Source organism: Caballeronia sp. NK8 (assembly GCF_018408855.1).
Lineage (GTDB): Bacteria > Pseudomonadota > Gammaproteobacteria > Burkholderiales > Burkholderiaceae > Caballeronia.
In genome coordinates, this window is record NZ_AP024328.1 from 134,221 (window position 1) to 154,673 (window position 20,453).

The 20,453-nt window shown below is 63.1% G+C and carries 13 protein-coding genes and 6 pseudogenes; 14 read left to right on the forward strand and 5 right to left on the reverse strand.

Annotation, left to right across the window (positions count from 1 at the left end; all coding sequences use genetic code 11):
- The first annotated feature begins 16 nt into the window (after positions 1 to 16).
- A pseudogene (gene ppk2, locus NK8_RS41270) lies at positions 17 to 814 on the forward strand (polyphosphate kinase 2).
- Positions 815 to 851: 37 nt separating this feature from the next.
- Here ppk2 and NK8_RS41275 read toward each other — a convergent pair.
- The 3 genes and pseudogenes from NK8_RS41275 to NK8_RS41285 form a co-directional block, all read right to left on the reverse strand.
- Positions 852 to 2,605 (reverse strand): annotated as a pseudogene (locus NK8_RS41275) (SulP family inorganic anion transporter).
- Positions 2,606 to 2,625: 20 nt separating this feature from the next.
- On the reverse strand, positions 2,626 to 3,966 hold the full coding sequence (locus NK8_RS41280) for an SLC13 family permease (RefSeq protein ID WP_213233798.1): 1,341 nt from the start codon (positions 3,964 to 3,966) through the stop codon (positions 2,626 to 2,628).
- An 18-nt stretch (positions 3,967 to 3,984) separates the two neighbouring features.
- On the reverse strand, positions 3,985 to 5,022 hold the full coding sequence (locus NK8_RS41285) for an amino acid ABC transporter substrate-binding protein (protein WP_213233799.1): 1,038 nt from the start codon (positions 5,020 to 5,022) through the stop codon (positions 3,985 to 3,987).
- A 257-nt stretch (positions 5,023 to 5,279) separates the two neighbouring features.
- On the opposite strand from NK8_RS41285, the gene NK8_RS41290 reads away from it, so the two are divergent.
- The 7 genes and pseudogenes from NK8_RS41290 to NK8_RS41320 all read left to right on the forward strand — a co-directional run bounded on the left by NK8_RS41290 (position 5,280) and on the right by NK8_RS41320 (position 12,430).
- Entirely contained in the window at positions 5,280 to 5,693 is a 414-nt protein-coding gene (locus NK8_RS41290) for a hypothetical protein (protein ID WP_213233801.1), read from the forward strand.
- Positions 5,694 to 6,286: 593 nt separating this feature from the next.
- Positions 6,287 to 6,649 carry a cation:proton antiporter gene (locus tag NK8_RS43545; protein WP_213234719.1) on the forward strand — a complete coding sequence of 121 codons (363 nt, stop codon included), beginning with the start codon at positions 6,287 to 6,289 and terminating at the stop codon, positions 6,647 to 6,649.
- A gap of 46 nt (positions 6,650 to 6,695) precedes the next feature.
- Entirely contained in the window at positions 6,696 to 7,460 is a 765-nt protein-coding gene (locus NK8_RS41300; protein WP_213234720.1) for a cation:proton antiporter, read from the forward strand.
- Between the two features lie 154 nt (positions 7,461 to 7,614).
- A pseudogene (locus NK8_RS41305) lies at positions 7,615 to 8,772 on the forward strand (AI-2E family transporter).
- Between the two features lie 44 nt (positions 8,773 to 8,816).
- Positions 8,817 to 10,281: pseudogene (locus NK8_RS41310) on the forward strand (efflux transporter outer membrane subunit).
- Positions 10,278 to 11,411, forward strand: coding sequence for an HlyD family secretion protein (locus NK8_RS41315; protein WP_213233807.1), 1,134 nt, complete (start codon positions 10,278 to 10,280; stop codon positions 11,409 to 11,411). Before NK8_RS41310 ends, NK8_RS41315 begins: the two are co-directional and overlap by 4 nt.
- An 8-nt stretch (positions 11,412 to 11,419) precedes the next feature.
- The gene (locus NK8_RS41320) at positions 11,420 to 12,430 is read left to right on the forward strand and encodes a DUF2955 domain-containing protein (RefSeq protein ID WP_213233808.1); all 1,011 of its coding nucleotides are present in this window, start codon (positions 11,420 to 11,422) and stop codon (positions 12,428 to 12,430) included.
- 256 nt (positions 12,431 to 12,686) lie between these two features.
- On the opposite strand, the gene NK8_RS43265 is transcribed toward NK8_RS41320, so the two are convergent.
- Positions 12,687 to 12,902, reverse strand: a complete 216-nt coding sequence (locus tag NK8_RS43265) for a hypothetical protein (RefSeq protein WP_225936627.1) — start codon at positions 12,900 to 12,902, stop codon at positions 12,687 to 12,689.
- 235 nt (positions 12,903 to 13,137) lie between these two features.
- Between NK8_RS43265 and NK8_RS41325 the strand changes: the two genes are divergently transcribed.
- The 6 genes and pseudogenes from NK8_RS41325 (at position 13,138) to NK8_RS41350 (ending at position 18,092) form a co-directional block, all read left to right on the forward strand.
- Positions 13,138 to 13,941: a MipA/OmpV family protein gene (locus NK8_RS41325; protein WP_213233809.1), complete on the forward strand. Its 804-nt coding sequence runs from the start codon at positions 13,138 to 13,140 to the stop codon at positions 13,939 to 13,941.
- 212 nt (positions 13,942 to 14,153) lie between these two features.
- Positions 14,154 to 14,384 (forward strand): hypothetical protein, encoded by a 231-nt coding sequence (locus NK8_RS41330; RefSeq protein ID WP_225936718.1) that lies wholly within the window; start codon positions 14,154 to 14,156, stop codon positions 14,382 to 14,384.
- A gap of 263 nt (positions 14,385 to 14,647) precedes the next feature.
- On the forward strand, positions 14,648 to 15,787 hold the full coding sequence (locus NK8_RS41335; RefSeq protein WP_225936602.1) for a DUF3300 domain-containing protein: 1,140 nt from the start codon (positions 14,648 to 14,650) through the stop codon (positions 15,785 to 15,787).
- Between the two features lie 10 nt (positions 15,788 to 15,797).
- A pseudogene (locus tag NK8_RS41340) lies at positions 15,798 to 16,711 on the forward strand (DUF2950 domain-containing protein).
- Positions 16,712 to 16,788: 77 nt separating this feature from the next.
- On the forward strand, positions 16,789 to 16,953 hold the full coding sequence (locus NK8_RS41345; protein ID WP_213233812.1) for a hypothetical protein: 165 nt from the start codon (positions 16,789 to 16,791) through the stop codon (positions 16,951 to 16,953).
- An 836-nt stretch (positions 16,954 to 17,789) separates the two neighbouring features.
- Positions 17,790 to 18,092, forward strand: a complete 303-nt coding sequence (locus NK8_RS41350) for a cyclic-phosphate processing receiver domain-containing protein (RefSeq protein WP_213233814.1) — start codon at positions 17,790 to 17,792, stop codon at positions 18,090 to 18,092.
- 993 nt (positions 18,093 to 19,085) lie between these two features.
- Here NK8_RS41350 and NK8_RS41355 read toward each other — a convergent pair.
- Positions 19,086 to 20,230 (reverse strand): annotated as a pseudogene (locus NK8_RS41355) (IS3 family transposase); the annotation flags it as partial.
- Between the last annotated feature and the right edge of the window lie 223 nt (positions 20,231 to 20,453).

The following is a 20,453-nucleotide window of genomic DNA, read 5'->3' on the forward strand; positions in this document are numbered from 1 at the left end:
CAGCGAATCGCGGGGTGTGCGTGAAGGCGCGGGCGTGCATGAGCGCCTGAGCCGCAAGCAGTACGACAAGGAGCTTGCACGCTTGCATCTCGAGCTTGTGGAGCTGTAGGAATGGGCCGTTTATACGGGCGCGAAGGTCTGTATCGTGTTCGAAGGGCGCGACGGCGCGGGCAAGGGCGGCACGATCAAGGCGATCACCGAGCGCGTGAGCCCGCGCATCTTCCGCGTGATCGCGCTGCCCGCACCCACAGAACGCGAGAAGACGCAGATGTATGTGCAGCGGTATCTGCCGCATCTGCCCGCGGCGGGCGAAATCACGCTCTTTGACCGAAGCTGGTACAACCGCGCGGGCGTCGAGCGCGTGATGGGATTCTGCACCGACGAGCAGGCGACCACCTTCCTGAAGGGCGTGCCGCTCGTGGAGCGAGCGATCATAGACTCGGGCATCATCCTGCTCAAATACTGGCTCGAAGTCGGTCAGGAGGAACAGACGCGGCGACTGGAAGAGCGCATCTACGACGAGCGCAAGATCTGGGAGCTCTCGCCGATGGATCTGCGCTCGTACAGCCGTTGGTACGACTATTCGCGCGCCCGCGACGATATGTTCGATGCCACCGACACCGATCTCGCGCCGTGGTACGTCGTGCGTTCGGACGACAAACACCTTGTGCGTCTGAACCTGATCAGCCACTTGCTGGCGAACATTCCGTACAAGGCGGTGCCGCGGGAAAAGGTGAAGCTGCCCGAGCGTCAGAAGGCGGAGGGATATCGCGAGAGCGACCGGCCGCTGCGCTACGTTCCCGAGCGTTTCTGAGCGCGATATCGGCACAGGGATAGGGATACGACACCGCTCAGATAGCGGTCCCGTCATCCGGGCGCGCGGCGTCGAGATAAGCGTCGACCGCGCTGCCGATGGTGGGATGAAAGCGCTCATCGGGAAAGATCGACGTCAACTCGAAGCGTCTGAGCTTGTCGCGGACGGGGTCTTTCATCATCTCGGCGAAATGCAGGTCGATACCGCGCTCTCCCAACGCCCGATGCAGCTCGCACAGCATGTCGGCGGACGTCACGTCGACGCTCGTCACGGGCTCGGCGGTGACGAGGACACGCTTCACCGGCGTCGGCGCCTGATCGATCGCTTCGCTCACACGTCGCTGAAACAACTCGGCGTTGGCGAAGAAGAGCGGCGCATCCCAGCGAAACAGCAGCAGTCCCGGAATCTGCCGCGCGTTCGGGTAGCGCTTCAGGTCGTGATAGCCGCGCAACCCTTCCACCCGCCCGAGCACCGCGAAATGCGGACGCCAGCCGTCCCACAGGAACTCGATGATCGCGAGGACCACGGCGATGCAGATGCCGGGTATCGCACCGAACAGGGCGACGCCGACGAAGCAGCAGACGGACAGCCAGAACTCCCACTGCTGAATGCGATAGATGCGCTTCAGATCGCTGAACTCGAAGAGACCGATCGCCGCTGCGATCACGACCGCCGCGAGCGCGCTGTTGGGCAGATGCCGCAGAAGATTCGGCGCGGCGAGCAGCACGGCCGCGACGGCCAGCGCGCCGACGATACCCGTCACCTGCGTGCGCGCGCCCGCCGCTTCGGCGACCGGCGTGCGCGACGAACTGCTGCTGATCGGAAAGCCCTGGAAAAGACCGGTCGCGAGATTCGCGATGCCCAGCCCGATCATTTCCTGATTCGGATCGACGCGCACGTTCGCGCGTGCCGCGAAGGTGCGCGACAGCACGCTCGTGTCCGCGAACGCGATCAGCGCCACGGCGCAGCCGCCGAGCACGATCCGGACGATATCCGCGCCGCTCGCCCACGGCAGTGACAACGCGGGCAATCCCTGGGGAATCGTCCCGAGCACCTTCACACCGTCGCGCTCGAGATGAAACACCATGACGCACAGGGTCGCGAGCACGACCGCGATCAGAATGCCCGGCACCTTGTCGAAGCGCTTGAGCAGCAGAATGAGCGCGAGACTGCCTGCGCCCACGGCAAAGCTGGTCCAGTTGGATTGCCCGGCGGCGATGGCTCGGGCAAGTTATAGCAGATCGCGCAGCGGCCCCCGGTCCTCGATGGAAATCGCGAAGAGCTTGGGCAACTGGCTGATCAGCACGGTCAGCGCGATGCCGTTCATGTAGCCATAACGGATCGGCTTGGACAGCAACTCCGTGACGAAGCCGAGCTTGAGCATGCCGAACACGATGCACACGACGCCCGAAACGATCGCCATCATGCCCGCGACGGCGATGGCGCGCGAGGGATCGCCCGCCGCGCTGATCACGACGATTGCGAGGACGGGCGCTGCGAGCGCCGAGTCGGGACCGAGCACGAGAATCCGGCTCGGGCCGAAGATCGCATAGGCGAGCAGCGGACGATCGTCGCGTACAGGCCGCATACGCCGGGCACACCCGACGCCTCCGCGTACGCGATACCGACTGGCACGAGCATCGTCGTCAGCACGAGGCCCGCGATGATGTCGTTCTTCAGCCACCCGGCGCGATAGCTCCCGAACATCGCGACGATCGGCAGATGGCGCATCCAGCGGCGCACGGCGCCGGTGAGGACCTGTCGTGACCGGATCGTGTGATCGGTTTGCATGGATCGGTATCGTGGAGCGTTCAATGAATGAAGCGCGCAAGCACGACGACGTACGCCGCCGTGATCGCGAGCTGACACAGTGTCACCGGAAGGCCATAGCGCAGGAAACGGCCAAAGCTGATCGGCGCGCCTTCCTGCGTGCAGATTCCCGCAGCCACGACATTCGCCGCTGAACCGACGAGCGTCGCGTTACCCCCGAGCGTCGCGCCGTACATCATGGCGATGAAGACGGGAATGACCTGCGCGGGCCACTGCGTGAACTGGTCCGACAAGGCCGATTCCGGCACGAACTCCGCGGTGACGAGATAGCCCTTGACCATGACGATGGACGCGGCCGCGACCGGCACATTCGCGAGCAGCGAGGACAGCAGGCCGATCCCGCAGATCATCGCGAGCGCGACGAGCGTGAGGCGTGTGCCGAACACCTCGTACAGCTTGAGCGACATGACCTGCAGCAGGCCCGTTTTCGCCATGCCCTGCACGAGACAGAAGATGCAGGTCAGGAAGAGCAAGGTCTTCCAGTCGACATCGCGCAGCACGCGATCGGTCGGCTCGACCTTGAACGCGTACGCGACGAGCAGCGCGAGCGCGCTGGAGATCACCGCGACGACGGGCGGCACGATGCGCGTGGGCAACTCCTCGCCGAACACGAACAGCACCATCATGAGCGCGAGCACCATGACCGCCAGCGCGGCGTAGACCGGCCGCTTCAGTCTGGCCCGCGCGACGCGCGGCGGCAGCGGCCTGACGCTTCGCCAGATGTCGCGCATCAGAACGGGTAGGAGCGGAATCACCACGCCGATGGCCAGCAGCCCGCCGAGGCTGGCGCGCCGCAGATACTCGCCGAAGCTCATGCCGACCGAACTGCCGACGAGAAAGGTCGCCGGGTCGCCGACGAGCGTCAGCAGGCCGGCGGCATTGCTGAGCAGAGCGGTCAGGATCATCGGCGGCACGATGTCGATGTCGAGCGCGCGGGCGACGCGAATGATGATCGGCGCGAGCAGGATTACCGTCGTCGCATTGGGCAGCAACGCGCACAGCGGCGCGACGATCACGATCAGCAGGAGCAGGAAGCGCTTGCCGCTGCCCGCCGTGGCCCTGAGATAGTAGTCGCCGACGACATCGAATAGGCCCGTGGTCGCCAGTATTCGCGCGACGATCATGCCGCCGAACAGCAGGCTGATCGGCCCCGCCGCGGTGCGCGCGGTCGCGACGAGATCCTGCTCGTCGATGATGCCGAGTGCGATCAGCACGCTCGCGCCCACGAGCGCGGCGACGGCCATGTCGATCAGATCGAAGGCGATCACGAGGATGACCACCGAGAACACACCGACGACGAGGTAGATTTGCCAGTCGCTCATGATGGGCCCGCGCAAGCGTCATTGCATCGGCGGCGCGTACATCAGGCCGCCGCGCCGGTAGAGCTGGTTCAGGCCGCGCTCGAGTTTGATCGGACTGCCGGCGCCGAGATTGCGGTCGAACATTTCTCCGTAGTTGCCGGCGCTGTTCAGCGCGCGCAGCGTCCAGCCAGGGGCGATGCCCAGCGTAGCGGACACGCTCGCGTCCGGCACGAGCGCGCGCGCAACGAGCGGATTCGTCACGCGTTCGGCCTGATTCTGGCGGGTCACGTCGAGTTCTTCTGCGGTGATCAGCGTAAAGAGCACCCAGCGCACGATGACGAGCCACGCGTCATCGCCGCCGCGCACGGCGGGCGCGTGCGGCTGCTTCGAGATCCGCTCCGACAGGATCGCCAGCGCCGACGCACCGCCGGGCGCGCGGCTGCGCAGCGTGGCGAGCAGGGATAGATCGGCCGTCATGGCGCGGCATCGCCCGGAGGTGAAGGCCTGCTCCAGCTCCGCCGCCGAGCCGAGTACTACCGGCTTCAGATCGAGCGCGTTCGCATTCGAGTAGCCGACGAGATTGTCCTGGCTGGTGGTCTCGCGTTGAACGCAGACGGTCGCGCCCTTGAGCGACGCGACCGTGCGAATGCCGCTCGCCGTCGACACCATGAAAGCCTGCGCGTCGTAAAACAGCACGCCCGCGAATTGAACCCCGAGCGTGCCTTCACGCAGCAGCGTCCAGGTCGTGTTGCGCGCGAGCAGATCGATGCGGCCCGTGCTGAGCGCCGGAAAGCGCGCCGACGTCCTGAGCGGGACGAAGGCGACCTTGTTCGCATCGCCGAGCGTTGCGGCGGCCACCGCGCGGCAGAAATCCACGTCGATACCGGACCAGTGTCCGGACGCATCCTGCTGAGAGAAGCCGGCGATGCCGTCGCTGACGCCGCATCGCAGGACGCCGCGCGCCTTGACCTGCGCGAGCGTAGCCGATCCCGCCGCGAACGCGGGCGCCGATGCTGCCGGCAGCGCGAGCAGCGCAGCGCCTACGATCGCGATGAGTTTCACCGCAGAATTGCGCATCGTCTTCTCGGTATGAAGACTCCCGTTCACGGCGTCTTGTCACGTGGTTCGTGCTGGTACCGGCAGAGCGCCTGATATTCCCTGTCTCTGCCTTGTCCGACGGGACACGTGCCAGATTAGTTGTAGATGAAAACTCGACCAGTTCAAGCGGTCGTTTGCCCGAAGCCGCGCGTATCGAAAGTCGAGTGCGAAAGCGCATGGACGGAAAGCCTCGTTTGCCCGATACTGTGACCTCTCCAAAAGGCCGAGAGATTCCGATGCGCGCATACGTCTCGCTGCCTGTTCTGGCTCTACCGATTCTCCTCGCCGCCTGCAACACGCCACCGATCCCGCCGGGCAAGTCGGTGGATATACCGACGGCGCTCCAGAATGTCCTAGACGGCGTGTGCAACTTCAAGAAGGCTCAGGCCGAGCACAAACAAGATTACGGCGTCGCGATCGAATCGATCACCGTGGAACTCGACCTGACCGTCGACGGTGCGCAAAGCCCGCCCGTCGCCGTCGCCCCCGATATCAAGTTCATCCCGACCGTCAGCTACGGGCACATCATCACGGCGAATACGGGGAGCAGGCTGCTCGTTTCGCTGAAGAACGTCGATGCCGCCAGAGGGGCCGACGTGAAGTGTCCACCGTCTGCGCCAGCGAAGCAGGACAAGATTCCGATCGAGTGAAGCACGTGCCTGCGGGCTCCACGACATCGCGACAAACCTTGAACCCTTTACATATCTCGCTATGCTGTAAGAAGGCTGAAGCCCGATCCACGAACCGCTTCTGAATCGGAATGAGAAAGGCAGATCGACTTCGTCCGGGCGCACGCACCCGATTCTGTTCGAGAACCGGTCGTGACAGGTCTCAGGTTTCCTAGCGTTGTCCGCGCTCGACGACCTGAGCGGCAGCACCGTGCATGTGCGCCGTTATAGAAGTTTCTACGAGAGGCTCACCGCGTTGAGCAACCGCTTTCGTCAAGCGCGCACACCGCCGGTACAACGTGTCCTGCAGCCGGACGCGCTCCAGAATTAAGACGCCATGTAGATGCAAGCGTCTCAGACAGCGCACGCTGGGCATCCTTCAGTTTCACCACAACACGGAGGGTGCCGAACTCAAACGATTTTCGTATCAACATGTGCGGGAAGCGCGCGCAGCGGGCAGGAGCCGTCCGGAAGCCGAGCTGCTGAAAGCGTGACGCCGATGCGGGACCGTCCGCATGAGTTGACGCAAGTGTTCGTGTCTTCGATGGTCGCTAGCCGGTTCAGGAGAACAACGCATGACAAAGCTGCTGATCGACGTGGTCATCTTTCTTGCGTCGGCGCTGATCACCGTGCCGCTGGCCGTTCGCTTCGGCTTCGGCGCGGTGCTCGGCTACCTGCTTGCGGGCGTCCTGATCGGCCCGTGTGGTACCTGCGGCTTCGGTGACCGATGTCGAATGCCGATCATTCACTTCTGCCGAGCGTGGGGCATCGTGCTGATGATGTTCGTGATCGGACTCGGAAATGAGATCGAACGCGTTGTGGGCAATGGCGCCGGCTACCATCCTTCGGCTACGGGAACCATTGCAGATGACCGTTGCGCCGCCGCGCTGCTGGCGTTTTCATGTATGCTGGGGGCTGCCCTGGCGCATTGCGGCTGACGGGGGCGGCCTCGCCGCTGATCGCTATCGTCGACGGCGATGGGTCATGTCCGAGCTACAGGAGCGCAAGCTCATGGACATGCCGACGGGCCGCGCGGGGTTCGGCATTCTGCTGTTCCAGGACATGGCGGCCATTCCGCTGATCGCGCTCCTGCCGCTGCTCGGACCGACGGTGCCCATGCCCGCCGCCGGAACCGGGCTGGCTCGTCGCGCTGAAGGGCGCTTCGCCATGCTGGGCGCCATCGCGCTCGTCGGGCGCTATCTGCTGAACGCCGTGCTGCGGCTCATCACGAGCACGGGCGTCCCGGAGATCTTCACCGCATTCGCATTGCTGTGGATCGTCGGCATCGCGCTTCTCATGCAGAGCGTGCATCTGTCGATGTCGCTGGGCGCGTTCGTCGCGGGCGTGCTGCTCGCCGATTCCGACTTTCGCCACGAAATCGAAGTCGATATGGCGCCGTTCAAGGGCTTGCTGCTCGGTTTGTTCTTCATCGCGGTAGGCATGTCGATGGATTTCAGCGTGCTCACGCGCGAGCCGGTGCGGGTAGCGGTGCTCGTCGTCGCGGTGGTCAGCGTGAAGGCGGTCGCGCAGTGGTTCCTTGCGCGCCGCTTCGAAGTGCCGGGATCGCACCGGAGCTTCTTCGCCATTCTGCTGTCGCAGGGCGGCGAGTTCGCGTTCGTCGTGATGGCCGCGTCATTGGCGGCGGGTGTCATCGATCAGCGTCAGGCATCGCTCGTCACGCTGGTCGTCGCGCTCTCGATGGTCTCCACGCCCCTGTTGCTGCTCGTCGCACCGCGCGGCTGTCCGTAAGCGACCACGCGGCTCGGGGCAGGGTAAGCGTGTGTTCCGCGGTAGCGCCGCGTCAATACCGGTGATCCGCCGGTCGTTCATGCGCGCGAGTCTGTGTCTGGAAGTCATGCTGGCCCGTCCCGTATTTGAACGGGTGAGCGCGAGGGGCACGCAAATGCTATCGCCGATTTCTGAGCGCACGCTCTCAAGGGAACTACTCGATGTCCCTGATTCGCGCGGGTCTCGTTGCCGTTCTGGCGGTCTTCTGTTTTCGGGTATTCGTGCCGTTCCTCGACCTGATGGTCTGGGCGCTGATCCTCGCGGTCCACGCTTGTACCCGCTTCAGGTCCGGCTCCGCGGCGCGTTTGGCGGCAAGGACGGTCTGATCGCCACGTTGATCATCTTTCGTCGCGTTCGTCGTCATCCTCGTGCCGACGTACCTGCTTCGGCGTGGCGGTTGCCACGTCATCGAGCGCGCGATGGCATCGTCAGGAGCGGGCAGCCTTCCAGATTCCCGCCGCCAGCGGAATCGGTGGCCGCATGGCCTCTGGTCGGGCAGCGGGTGTACGACTTCTGGGCGCAGGCGTCGACGGATGTCACGGGTCTCGCGCAGAAGTTTGCGCCGCAGATCAAGGAAGCCGGCCTTGCCGTGCTCGGCACGATCACGGGACTTGGCGCCGGGCTGATCGTGTTCTTTCTCCGCGCTGATCGTCGCGGGCATCTTCATGGCGCATGGCGAGAAGGGCTATAGCAGCGCCGTGCAGATCGCCTCGCGCATCTCCGGACCCGAAAACGGCCAGCAGATCGCGGATCTTTGCACGGCCACGATTCGCGCGGTGGCGCAAGGCGTGGTCGGAATCGCGTTCATCCAGATGCTGTTGATCGGCATCGGCTTCGTCATCATGGGTATTCCCGGCGCGGGGCTGCTCGCGCTCGCCGTGCTGCTGATCGGCATCATGCAGTTGCCGGCGACGTTGATCACGATTCCCGTCATCATCTTTCGTGATCGTGACGAATGGCGTGAGCACGGCGACGATCGTCTTCTCGGTCTATACCTTCATCGCCGGTCTCGCCGATAACGTGCTCAAGCCGATGCTGCTGGGGTCGCGGCGTCGCGGTGCCGATGCCCGTGGTGCTGATCGGCGCGCTCGGCGGCATGGTGACGGGCGGCGTGATCGGCCTGTTCATCGGTTCCGTGATGCTTGCGGTCGCCTACAAGCTGTTCTGGCGCTGGGTGAAACAACAAACCGTCCCTGGAACCCCCGCAACAACAGGAGCGGCTCTGAGGGGTCGCCTTCGATGCACGCCTCCCGGATCAGACGGCCGCGGCTGACGGACTGCGTCATCGTGGGCCTTGCGTCGTTGCTGAGCGGCTGCATGCGCGTGGGGCCGGACTTTCATCCGCAACACGAGCCCTGGAGCGAACACTGGAGCAGCACGTCGCTAGAACAGGTCACGCAGCAGGCGCCGCAGCCCGATGTCCGGCAATGGTGGCGAATCTTCGGCGACGAGAATCTCGAACGCCTGATGGAACAAGCCGATGCCGGCAACGGCGACCTGCAGATCGCCGGTTTGCGCGTGATCGAGGCGCGCGCACAACTGGGCATCGCGCTCGCGGGACGCTATCCGCAAGTGCAGCAGGCCAGCGCCGAGGCGCTTGCGTCCGCGCAAAAGCGTTCGGATGGTTTCGATCCGCGCTCGGCGTATATCTGCAGTACGGCGCGGGCTTCGTCGTCGGATGGGAGCTCGACTTCTGGGGCGGTTCGCACGCGCGATCGAGTCGGCCGACGCCGCGTTCTTCGCCGCGCAGGCGAACCGCGACGCCGCGCTGGTTCTTCTGCACGCTCAGGTCGCCGAAACCTATTTCACGCTGCGCACCGGCGAGGCGCGCCTGCGCATCGCCCGCGAGAACGCTCAGTTGCAGAAGCGCAGCTACGACATCGCGCAAAAACTCTTCAAGGCCGGCGAGACGGATGAACTGGATTTCCAGCAGGCGAATACGCAGTATCTGGGCACGTTGAGCAGCATCCCTGAACTCGAGAGCCAGATCGTGCTCGCGAAACACGCGTTGTCCCTGCTGATGGGCCGGCCGCCCGGCCCGTTGCCGGAAATCGGCGTGTCGTCCGGTAAGGGAGGCGTGATTCCGCTGGTGGATCGCGCCGTCCTGCAGGACGTACCCGCCGATCTGCTGCTGCGTCGCCCCGACGTGCGCGCCGCCGAATATCAGATGGCCGCGCAATCGGCCCTCATCGGCGTGGCGGAAGCGGATTTCTATCCGTCGGTCTCCCTGCTCGGCACGCTCGGCTTCAGCGCGAGTTCGCTGAAGGGCTCGCCGAGCACGCTTGCCGTGGCGATCGGCCCCAGCGTGGTCTGGAACGTCTTCGATCACGGCAGAATCACGAACAATGTGCGCGTTCAGGACGTGCGGCTGCAGCAGTTGACGGTCGCTTATCAGAACACCGTGCGCGAAGCGGCGCGCGAGGCCGATGACGCCGCCACGTCGCTGATCGCCGCGTCGCGCCGCGACGCCATCCTGAACGAGGCGCAAGGGGCCGCGCGGCGCTCGCTGACGCTCGCCAGCACGATCTATCGGGAAGGGTACTCGGACTTCCAGCGCGTGCTCGATGCGCAGCGCGCGCTGTTCGCCCAGCAGGACGCGTATGTCGTCAACCGGCGCAACGCGGTCGGCAGTCTGATCGCGCTCTACAAGGCGCTGGGCGGCGGCTGGACCACGCGCCAGCCGCTCGTCGATGCCGCGACCCGCCAGCAGATGCAGCAACGCACCGACTGGGGCGATCTGCTGAACGAGGTGAGCGTGCCATCCGAAGGAGCGGCTCGATGAGCGAAACGTCCGGATCGTCGGAAGCCGCATCGGCGCGCACGCCGCCGCCTGCTCCGGCTGGCGATCCATCGGGCAGGGCGCTGAAGTGTGTAATCACGCTGATCGTCGTGAGCCTGATCTGGTATCTGCTGGCCGACCGCATCACGCCCTATACGCAGCAGGCGCGCGTGCAGGCCTATGTGGTGCCGGTCGCCGCGGAAGTATCGGGCCGGGTGACGCGCGTGCTGGTGCGTGACAATCAGGAGGTCAACGCAGGCGACGTGCTTTTCGAAATCGACGGCGAGCAATACCGCATCACCGCCGATCGCGCTCGCGCCGATCTCGAAACCATGCGCCGGCAGATCGGCGCAAGCACGGCCGGCATCGATTCGGCGCGTGCGTCGCTGCGCGCGGCCATCGCGAACGAGGTCAAGGCACGGCAGGACAGCGAGCGGCTCGAAAGGCTGTATCGCGAGGACGAAGGCACGATCTCGCTGCGGCGTCTCGAAGTGGCGCGAGCGACCTACGAGCAAGCGCAGAGTCAGGTTGTCGCGGCGCGTGCGGAAGTCGAGCGTGCGCGCGAACAGCAGGGCGGCATCGAGGCGGAGAACGCGCAGTTGCGCAGCGCGGCCGGTGCGCTCCAGAAGGCCGAACTCGATCTCGCCAACACGCGCATCAGGGCGCGAACCGGCGGCGTCATCACCGATCTCGGCACGGAAGTCGGGCAGTTCGCATCGGCAGGCAAGGCGGTGATGACGCTGATCGCGATCCGCGACGTGTGGATCAGCGCCCACATGACCGAAAACAATCTCGGCCGCCTGAGGCCCGGCACGCCTGTGGCCATCGTGCTGGATGCGCTGCCGGGCGAAGTCTTCAAAGGGCGGATTCGCAGCATCGGGTTCGGCGTGAGCGTGGGACAGAGCACGCCGCCCGGCAGTCTGCCGACGGTACAGACGAGCCGCGACTGGCTGCGGCCGGCCCAGCGCTTTCCGGTGATCGTCGAGTTCGACAAGGACGAGCGCGCGCGTCTCTACAACCTGCGTGTCGGCGGGCAGGCCGAGGTGATGGCGTTTCCGAGTCAAGGCAATCCGCTCAATCCACTCGGTCGCATGTTCCTGCGTGTGATGAGCTGGCTGGCCTACGTCTACTGAGCACGCCCATGGAAAACAGGTTCCAGCTTCCCGGCCGACGTACGCTGCGCATGGCGAGCGGGACGGCGTTGTGCCTCGCGATCAGCTTCGCGCTGGAGTTCCCGGTGCCTGTGATCGCGCCGGTGTTTGCGGTCTTTCTGCTCGCGACGCAGAACCGGCCGCTGTCGTTCAGGGCAGCCGCGATGTTGGCGCTCGTCGTGATGCTGACCACCGGCAGCGGCCTGCTGCTCGTTCCGTTGCTTCGGCATTACGCGCTCGCCGGCGTGATGCTCGTCGGCCTGTTGCTTTTCGTCGCGTTCCTCTATGGCGTGCGCGGCGGTAACAACCTCGTCGCGACCTTTCTGGTGGCGGGGCTCACGATGATCTCCGCAGCCGGCACGGCCGACTTCCAGTTGGGCGCGACCGTGGTCGGCGCGCTGGTGAAAGGGCTGCTGCTCGCCTTGCTGGTATCGGCGCTCATGCACGGCCTGTTCCCCGAGACCGCGAACGCGCGGCCACCGTCTGCCGCGAGAGCCGTCTCCGCCAATCAGGCCGCGCGCATTGCACTTCGCGCCGCGCTGGTGGTCATGCCAGCGTACCTCCTTGCGATGACCGACCCGGCGAGCTATATGCCGATCATCATGAAGTCAGTCAGCCTCGGCAGACAGAGTTGCACTACGAGCGCGCGCGGCGCGGCGCGGGAACTCATCGGCTCGACACTGCTCGGCGGCTTGCTCGCGATCCTGTTCTGGTTTGCGCTGAAGCTCGCCGTGCACCTGTGGATGTTCTTCCTGTGGATGTTGCTGTTCGGTTTGCTGGTCGGGCGCAGGCTCCATGGCATCAGGATGACGCGCTACCCGCCCGGTGTCTGGCTGAATGGCTTCATCACGATGATCATCCTGCTGGGTCAGTCCGTGCAGGACAGTATCGCGGGCAAGGACGTCTATACCGCGTTTGCGGTGCGCATGGGGCTTTTTCTTGCGGTTACCCTTTACGCGTGCCTGATGCTGCTGGTTTTCGATCGAGTGCGCAGCGGATGATGGCGCTCCGCCGCAAACTAGCGCTCCCAGATGCGGAGCCATGCAAAACCAACCAGCGCTGACAAGGTCATCGTGCCTGATGACACGGTTAAGCGTTGCGCCATGCGTGCGATCAGCCTGTCGTCAGTGGCCGCTGCTTGTGGTATGTGTTGCTGTGAGTGGTGTCTTCTATAGAGTCGATACCACGCGCTCGCGTGAAATTCAAAAAGCAAAACGCGGATGGCTCGCACGTTCGGCTTGACCGCGTCTCGCGTAATCAGTATTTGATGTCTCTTGCGGTTTGACGCCCGTGCTGCTTCGTCTGCCGCTTGTCGTGTCGGCAGTGCGCGTTCGATTGCTGATTGGCGGCGCGGCAGTCTTGCTTGGTGTGTCGGGCGTCTTGGCGCGAATCCTGACGGACGTCACGACCGGCGCGACGTTGCTGTGCCTGCTCCGTTGCCAAAGACAAATCCGGCCAGGAACAGACGAGCATGGAAGTGACCAACGCGGTAAGCCTTAGGTTACGAGCGAGCATGATGTGAGTTCCGGAGGGCGAGTCGAGACATCGTGGATGTTCTGCATGCACCACGATAGCTGCATCCTTGCGCGTTGTGAATCGGCTTTTGCAACGGCTACGCTTAGCGTAATCAGGCGACGACACATTCGATTGGATCGAAGATCGAAGCGCTGTCAGGCAGACAGCAAGACTTTGACCGCAGAGGGCACCCGTGAAACTATGCAATGTGCTCACCGGAGCATGCTTCTCGGTTGTTCTCGGCAGCGCCTGTGCAAGCCCGGTGGACCTCTCGAACGCATTGCCCAATTTTTTTGGCGCAGGAATCGGTTCGACCACCGAGTATGCCGGTGGAAAGGACCGCATTGTTGGCGTGCTTCCGGGCATGCGATACGTGACGAACGGTGGCCACCTGTTCGAGTGGTACGGAACCTATGCGCAATACAACTTCGGGAGCCTGAGTGGATTCCAGTGGGGTCCGGCGGTGGCGCTTCGACTGGGGCGACGGGATGTCGACGATCCTGTCGTGTCACAGGTCCACAACGTCTCCACCACGGTGGAAGGGGGAGGCTACGTCGGCTATGAGTACAGCTACGTCGGCGATGTGCCGTACCGCCTTCGAGGCGAGCTTACCGTTGTCACGAACGCCGGCTCGGTCTACACGGGTGCGCGCACGTCAGTGAACACGAGCGCATGGTTTCCCCTGCATACGCGTGTGCTCCTCGGCGGCGGACTCGGAGCGACATGGGTGAGCGGCGGATTCAACGAGACCTACTACGGCGTAACCTCCGAGGACTCCCAGAGGAGCGGATTACCGGTCTTCAATCCCGGAGGTGGCCTCAACCAGATTACAGGCTGGGTGGCCGGGATCTTTCAGATCAGCCCGAAGTGGTACGCGGGCGCGATGGTTTTTTACCAGCGCCTTATGGGTGCTTCAGCAGCCAGCCCCATCGTGACGCAGCGCGGGACCCGCAATCAACTGACTTACGGCGTCGGGATCGCTTACGCTTTTCGATGACGTCCAAAAAAGCCAGCCCCTAAATGGGCCCGAGTGATCGGTAGTCCCCCATTGCCGGGGCCGACATCGATCTGATCAGGTTTCTTGAATTCACGAATGAAGTCGCATACTGTGAGCAGAATGCATTTTTTTATCGCGTTGCCGTTCCTGGAAATGTTCGCGCTCAAAGAGAGGAAGTAGCCATGAATCGTCTCAAAGGAGCTGTGGTGCTGATGTCGCTCGCGCTCGCAACGAACGCGTGGGCTCAGACTGATCAAAACGCGGCTCAGCCCGCGCATAGCGACGAAATCGTCAAGATGCGAATGGAAATCTCCGCAGCCAACAAGAAATATAACCAGAAAGTCGCGGCGGCCAAGAAAGTCTACGACCACAAGAAGGCGGAAGCCGCCAAAGAGCGCGACGCTGCGATCGCAGCAGCTCATGGTGGTGCGAGCGCGCAATAACTGCTGCGTCGTAGGGATCTGCAATCGGATGTTCTTTCGGAACCGAGACGGCCCTGTAACGGCGCTAAAGGTCCAGCGAGTGCCCGGGCTTTCGAACACGCGCGGTATATTCAACGTCGGTGGTGCTGGACATGCGTGAGTGCTTTGGCGTGCTCGTCATCGCATCCGCCCTCTGTGTAGGCGGATGCGCGGTCCCGGAAACGCCTCCGGAAGGCGTTTCGCAAACGATCGCTCCAACACCTGCCGCGAGTGGGTCGCAAACCATGGCTCAGGCGTGGGACGCGGGACGTGCACTGCCCGTCACGACTAACTTGGGTTCGCTCAACGCGCTCGTCGGTCCGATCGCACTCTATCCTGATGACCTCATCGCAATCATTCTTCCTGCATCTACTTATCCTGTCGAAGTGGTGCAGGCAGACCGGTTTCTTGAGCGCAGAAAAGCCCAGAAGGACTTGCCGGTCAACGAAGCATGGCAGGATCCGATCAAGGCGCTGCTGAACTATCCTGAAGTCGTGAGGAAAATGAGCAGCGACCTCGACTGGACCGTGGCGCTTGGCGAAGCGGTCGTAACGGATCAAAGCGCGGTATTGGAGGCCGTGCAGCGGTTCCGGCGTCAGACTCAGTCGGTGGGGAATCTCAAGACGGATGACAAGCAGACGGTGGTGGTCGAGAAGGAAGTTATCAAGATTGTTCCGTCTAATCCCGAGGTCATCTACGTGCCCCAGTACAACCCTTCGACGGTCGTCATCAGCAGCCCGACGCCGGTTTATGCCTACTGGCCAGCGCCGTATCCGGTCTACTACTATCCCTACGCACCCGGCGCGGCTTTCGCGACGGGCCTCATTTGGGGTGCGGCGATCACGGCGGCGTGGAACGGCGGGCATTACGTGTCGCACTATGAGGGCGGCAACAACACGATCAACATCAACCGCGAAGGCAACGTCAACCGGGCCGATGTCAAGAACGAGTTGAGCAGCCGCGCTGCGAACCGCTCGGCGAACGGAACCACTTCGTCTCAGCGCTCGACCCAGTGGCGCTCGGAAAAGAAGCCCGGCCAGGTGTCGGGCGCGAGCACACGAGCATCGACGAAACGCGTTGGTGATGCGCCATCTCGCGCCAGCGGCGGGAATTTCGGCGCGGCCGGCGGCGAACGCGCTGGAGTGCGCGCCCCGACGCCTGCGCAGTCGTCACGCGCACAGAGCGCCGGCAACCTTCAGGGACGGGGTGGCGAAGCGTTCAGCGGCTATGGGTCTGCTCAAGGCGCCAGAGCGGACAGCGCGCGCGGCGCCGCGAGCCGGCAGTCGAGGCCGGGCGGACAAGGTGGGCGCAATTTTCAGGGTGGCGGCTTTTCGGGCGGTGCGCGCGGAGGATTTGGCGGAGGCGGCCGCGTCGGCCGTCGATAGGAGACGCTTCATGAACAGCTCGTCTCGTCGATTCGTCGCATGCTCGATCATCGCGACGCTCATCGGTCCTCTGGCGGCTCTTGCCGCAGAGGAGCAACTGACCTTCCAGACCCCGGACGACGCAGTCAGTGCACTGGAACAGGCGCTCAAGTCGAACGACGACACCGCGCTCATCGCCATCTTCGGCAATGCACACAAGGAACTCGTCGTGACGCCGGACGAAGCCGAGAATCGCGAGCTGCGCGCCAATGCACTCGCCGAGTTCAATGCGTATCACCTGCTGGAGGAAACGTCGCCGGGCCGCCGCGTCCTCCATATCGGCGATGAAGCGTGGCCCATGCCGATTCCGCTAGTTCGCACGCAAGGCGCGTGGCGCTTCGCAACTGAAGAGGGTGAGCAGGAAGTACTGGACCGGCGCATTGGCGCGAACGAGCGCGAGGCTATCAAGGTGATGCGCGCGTATGTCGATGCGCAACGCGAGTATGCAATGCGCGACCGCATGGGCGACGGCGTGCTGCAGTACGCGCGCAAGCTCGGCAGCACGCCGGGCAAGCGCGACGGGTTGTATTGGCCTGCGGACGAATCAAAGGGTGAAGAGCCGAGTCCGTTCGGGCCCCTGATCGCCGCAAGCGCGAACTATCTCAAGGATCGAAACCCGGGCGACGCGTATCACGGATATTACTTCCGCATTCTCACGCGACAGGGAAAGCACGCGCCGGGCGGTCCTTTCCCGTACATCATCAATGGCCGCATGCTGGCGGGCTTCGCGATGGCCGCGTACCCGCGCAATATGGCGCAAGCGGGGTGATGACGTTTGTGGTCAACAACAATGGCGTCGTGTATCAGAAGAATCGCGGTGCGTCGGCGAAGCCGCTGACTGAGTTCGATCCTGATGCGTCGTGGAGCCGCGTGAAAGAGCCTTGATGGACGAGCTAGCGCACACATGCTTCGTGGAGGCCAACAGCATCGGTGCACATGGCGCCAGAGAGCGACGACCGCGCATGGCAAAGCTGGTCGAACATTTACCCCGCTACCGCATCGGCTTCGCCGCCCGCAAAGGCGGACTTACCTGCCGGAGCGCCTCGCCCAGCACTCGTGCCAGCCTGATTGATCGACATGACGGCGACGTGAAAGGCTGTATGTCCGCTGCCAAGAGGTCGCCTTGAAAAAGGAGAAGCGCGCTGATATGCGCCCCTTGGTCGATCGGCCCATTTGACATGCATCAATCAAAACGGAAGGCGCAGAGATAAGTTAGTGGTAGTGCGCAGGGTGTGGTCGCTGCGAAGTTGGGGGAAGCGCCCAGATGGTTTAGTAGCGCCGCACGGATGTCGACCTACGCGCTGAGAGGTACCCCTAACAGCCGCGAGGAAAATGCTATGGAAATTATAGTGTCGGCCTTGATCTTCCTTATCTCGACTGGATTTCTTGTCAGTGCCTCAGCTCCAGCTCCGTCGGCAGCTGTTGTGCCAACCTTCGTCCCAGAGTCGGCGGACGGCAGGAGCAGCGCTGCACGAACGCTTCCCCAGCTCGGCGAATGAATGCTGAGGCGTCCGCAGACGATCCATCGCCAGGCTCGTAAATGGGATGCTGACGAAGCAACCTGACGCTTTGTCATAGGCAACTCACTATCTGGCCTTGACTTGATGGAAGCGTTCGTCATCGAGCAGCACAAGCAGGTCGCTTTGAACGGGTCGCACCCAGCGAGATCAACGCGAATGAAGGATACGAAGAACTATGTTTCTGCTGCGACGCATCGCTAAACGTCCCGCCCAAAGAAGTAAGTCATCGCTAGGCTCGATCCTCGGGTCTTTTTGCGAGCCACTCGGAGTGATGCTACCCAACCTTTTTCCGCGTCAGCGGTTTAGTTCACTTGAATCTAAAACCGTTAGAATAGGATAACTATTGGACTAAAATTCGGCTCATCGAGCTTGCCGACAGCAGGTCTCTGTTGTTGATCTGCGATTCCAGACGTTTCGCACGAAGCTGTTGGTCCGGAGAACCATTGAAAGTTTATCTCGACGATCTCAGAGAGACACCGCCAGGCTGGATTAGGGTGTACTGGCCCGACGAGGCCATCCGTCTTCTCGAAGCGGGGGGTGTAGAAGAGATCAGTCTTGACCACGATCTAGGTAATGACGAGCGCGGGACCGGCTACGATGTGATTGTCTGGATGGAGGAGGCTGTTGCGCTTCGGGGGTTCAAGCCGCCGAGAATTGTCGTCCATTCTGCGAACTCCGCAGCACGGGCGCGAATGACGGCGGGGATTGATGCGATTAAGTCGTTGGCAGGACGACAGGGTATATAAAATCTGTCTCAACTCAGGTGGAGAGGATGCCGTGTTGATCCGGCACTGGGCGACTTCAAAAAGCGTTGATCGTCAAAGGAAACACTGCCGAACTCCCGATTTCACCGGAAGTGGCGGCCGGCGCTCGCGTATTCCGGGCGTGCGATGGACGCATTCCACGACCTAATTAAGGGGCGACCAACGCGCGTGAAGACACGATGGCTCGAGACCCAAGCCAGAACCGAATGACTGCTCTAGAGAAAGCCGACTGTCCCTTGTGGTTCGGGTGCGGGAGTTCGAGGCGGGTCGCCTCAGGCGCCACGCGCCCCTGCCTGCAACTTCGGCAAGCGGCCACGAGCCGCCGATCGAGGTCGCCGTCCAATTTAAATATCCAAGGTCTCGTCCGCCCCCGCTCAATGGCCGGTTTCCGGCGATCAAATTGCCGGTGGCACTGCCTCAACCCGGCCACGAGCCGCCGATCGAGGTCGCCGTCCAATTTGAATATCCAAGGTCTCGTCCGCCCCCGCTCAATGGCCGGTTTCCGGCGATCAAATTGCCGGTGGCACTGCCTCAACCCGGCCATGAAGCGTCATTCGCTAGGCCGAAGCTCATACATTCAGGCGTCGGTTCCACTCAGGAACCGGCCATTTAACTTCCAATGGTATGGTATTGCTTGTCGGCCATTGCGGACGTTCGGCGAGGCTCCCCTGAACATCAGCAGTATGACTTCTTGTCGTATGGCGGATTCCCGGCGGCTGAGCCCAGCATGACCCGGCCAACAGCCGTCGCGATCCAATGCCTTCGAAGTCGGTCTGAAACCAGCCCTTCAGGCAGTAAATGGGGGTGACCCGCTTCCGTGGATGGTTAAGCAGTTGAATTTTGAATGGATTGATTCCCTCCGGTTTGGGCAGTGCCGCGAGTTGTCCACGGCCGGTCGGCGGGTCGCCTATTACGACCACGACGCCGGCCGGCGGTGGACAACTCGCTAGTGATGCCGATTCGGTTTTGTTCCTCGTGAAGTTGCTCGTAGCGCATCGGCGAGCGGTAACCGATGCCGCTATGGCGACGGCTGACGTTGTACCAACCTTCGATCCACGAGAACAGCGCTTGCCGTGCCTGTTCGCGGGTTTGGAAGTGTGTGCGGGCGAGCAGTTCACATTCGAGTGTCGCGAAGAAGGCCTCGCACATGGCGTTGTCGAAGCAATCCGCCACCGTCCCCATCGACAGACGCACGCCAGCTTCACGGCAGCGGCGGCCGAAGGCAATGGACGTGTATTGGCAGCCTTGATCGCTATGGTGAATCACGCCAGCGGGACGTCGTTGCGCGAGAGCCATATCGAGCGCCCTGAGCATCAGCTCCGTGTACAGGTGATCCGACATCGCCCAACCTACGATCCGGCGGCTGAACACGTCGAGCACCACCGCGAGATACAGGAACCCTTCGGCGGTCGGCACGTAGGTCGCATCCGCCACCCACAGTCGATTGGGCTCGTCGGCGCTGAAGTGTCGTTGCACCAGGTCCGGCGCGGGCCGTGCGTTGGGCTGCCGCCGTGTAGTAGAGATCCAGCGTCGCCGGCTTACGCCACACAGGCCCGCCAGACGCATCAGGCGGGCAACGCGTTTGCGTCCAACATGCACGCCTTGCTCGGCAAGTTCGAAATGAATGCGAGGCATGCCGTAGGCACCACGCGAGCCTGCGTGGATCGCCCGGATGCGCGCGAGCAGATCGGCGTCGCCGCACGCTCGCTTCGATGGCGCGCGCTCAAGCCACGCGTAAAAGCCGCTGGCGGAGACCCCGAGCAGCCGTGCCATCATGGCAATGGGCCATGCGGCCCGATTCGCTTTCATGAACTCGAACCCTTCTCGGGCACCGTTCCGGTCTCCCGTGCGAACCAGGCCGCGGCTTTTGAGAGGATCTCTCGCTCAAGCTCAAGCTGGCGCACCTTGCGGCGCAGTCGCGTAAGTTCTTCGCGCTCGGCAGTGGTGAGCCCATCGAGCCGTGTACCGGCGTCACGAGCTGCCTGCGCGACCCAGTTGTAGATGGTTTGCGCCGTCGGCTCAAACTCCTTGGCCAGTTCCTCCGGCGTGCGACCGGCCTTGACCAGTTCGACTATCTGGGCCCGGAATTCCGCCGGGTACGGGGTACGGCGCTTCGCCATAATGGGCACCTCCTGAACAAAAGGATAGATGTCCACGAAAGCGGGTCAACTCCAAAACCAACTGAAACTGCAGGTTGTGGTGATGCAGTACGCTAAATTCCGGACGAAACCGCGCGACCATGCGGATTACGCGCGCATAAACAAGGCCACTCGTTGCCGCGGCAACACCCAAGTCCCGACAAGTCGAATAGTCGCGCAGGCCGCCAGTCTTGAAGTCGTCCTT

Coding starts and splice junctions, on each gene's coding strand:
- NK8_RS41315 (WP_213233807.1), top strand. CDS start 10,278: ATGAGCGAAACGTCCGGATCGTCGGAAGCCGCATCGGCGCGCACGCCG.
- NK8_RS43265 (WP_225936627.1), bottom strand. CDS start 12,902: ATGCTCGTCTGTTCCTGGCCGGATTTGTCTTTGGCAACGGAGCAGGCA.
- NK8_RS43545 (WP_213234719.1), top strand. CDS start 6,287: ATGACAAAGCTGCTGATCGACGTGGTCATCTTTCTTGCGTCGGCGCTG.
- NK8_RS41320 (WP_213233808.1), top strand. CDS start 11,420: ATGGAAAACAGGTTCCAGCTTCCCGGCCGACGTACGCTGCGCATGGCG.
- NK8_RS41285 (WP_213233799.1), bottom strand. CDS start 5,022: ATGCGCAATTCTGCGGTGAAACTCATCGCGATCGTAGGCGCTGCGCTG.
- NK8_RS41290 (WP_213233801.1), top strand. CDS start 5,280: ATGCGCGCATACGTCTCGCTGCCTGTTCTGGCTCTACCGATTCTCCTC.
- NK8_RS41345 (WP_213233812.1), top strand. CDS start 16,789: ATGGCAAAGCTGGTCGAACATTTACCCCGCTACCGCATCGGCTTCGCC.
- NK8_RS41330 (WP_225936718.1), top strand. CDS start 14,154: ATGTCGCTCGCGCTCGCAACGAACGCGTGGGCTCAGACTGATCAAAAC.
- NK8_RS41300 (WP_213234720.1), top strand. CDS start 6,696: ATGTCCGAGCTACAGGAGCGCAAGCTCATGGACATGCCGACGGGCCGC.
- NK8_RS41280 (WP_213233798.1), bottom strand. CDS start 3,966: ATGAGCGACTGGCAAATCTACCTCGTCGTCGGTGTGTTCTCGGTGGTC.
- NK8_RS41335 (WP_225936602.1), top strand. CDS start 14,648: ATGGCTCAGGCGTGGGACGCGGGACGTGCACTGCCCGTCACGACTAAC.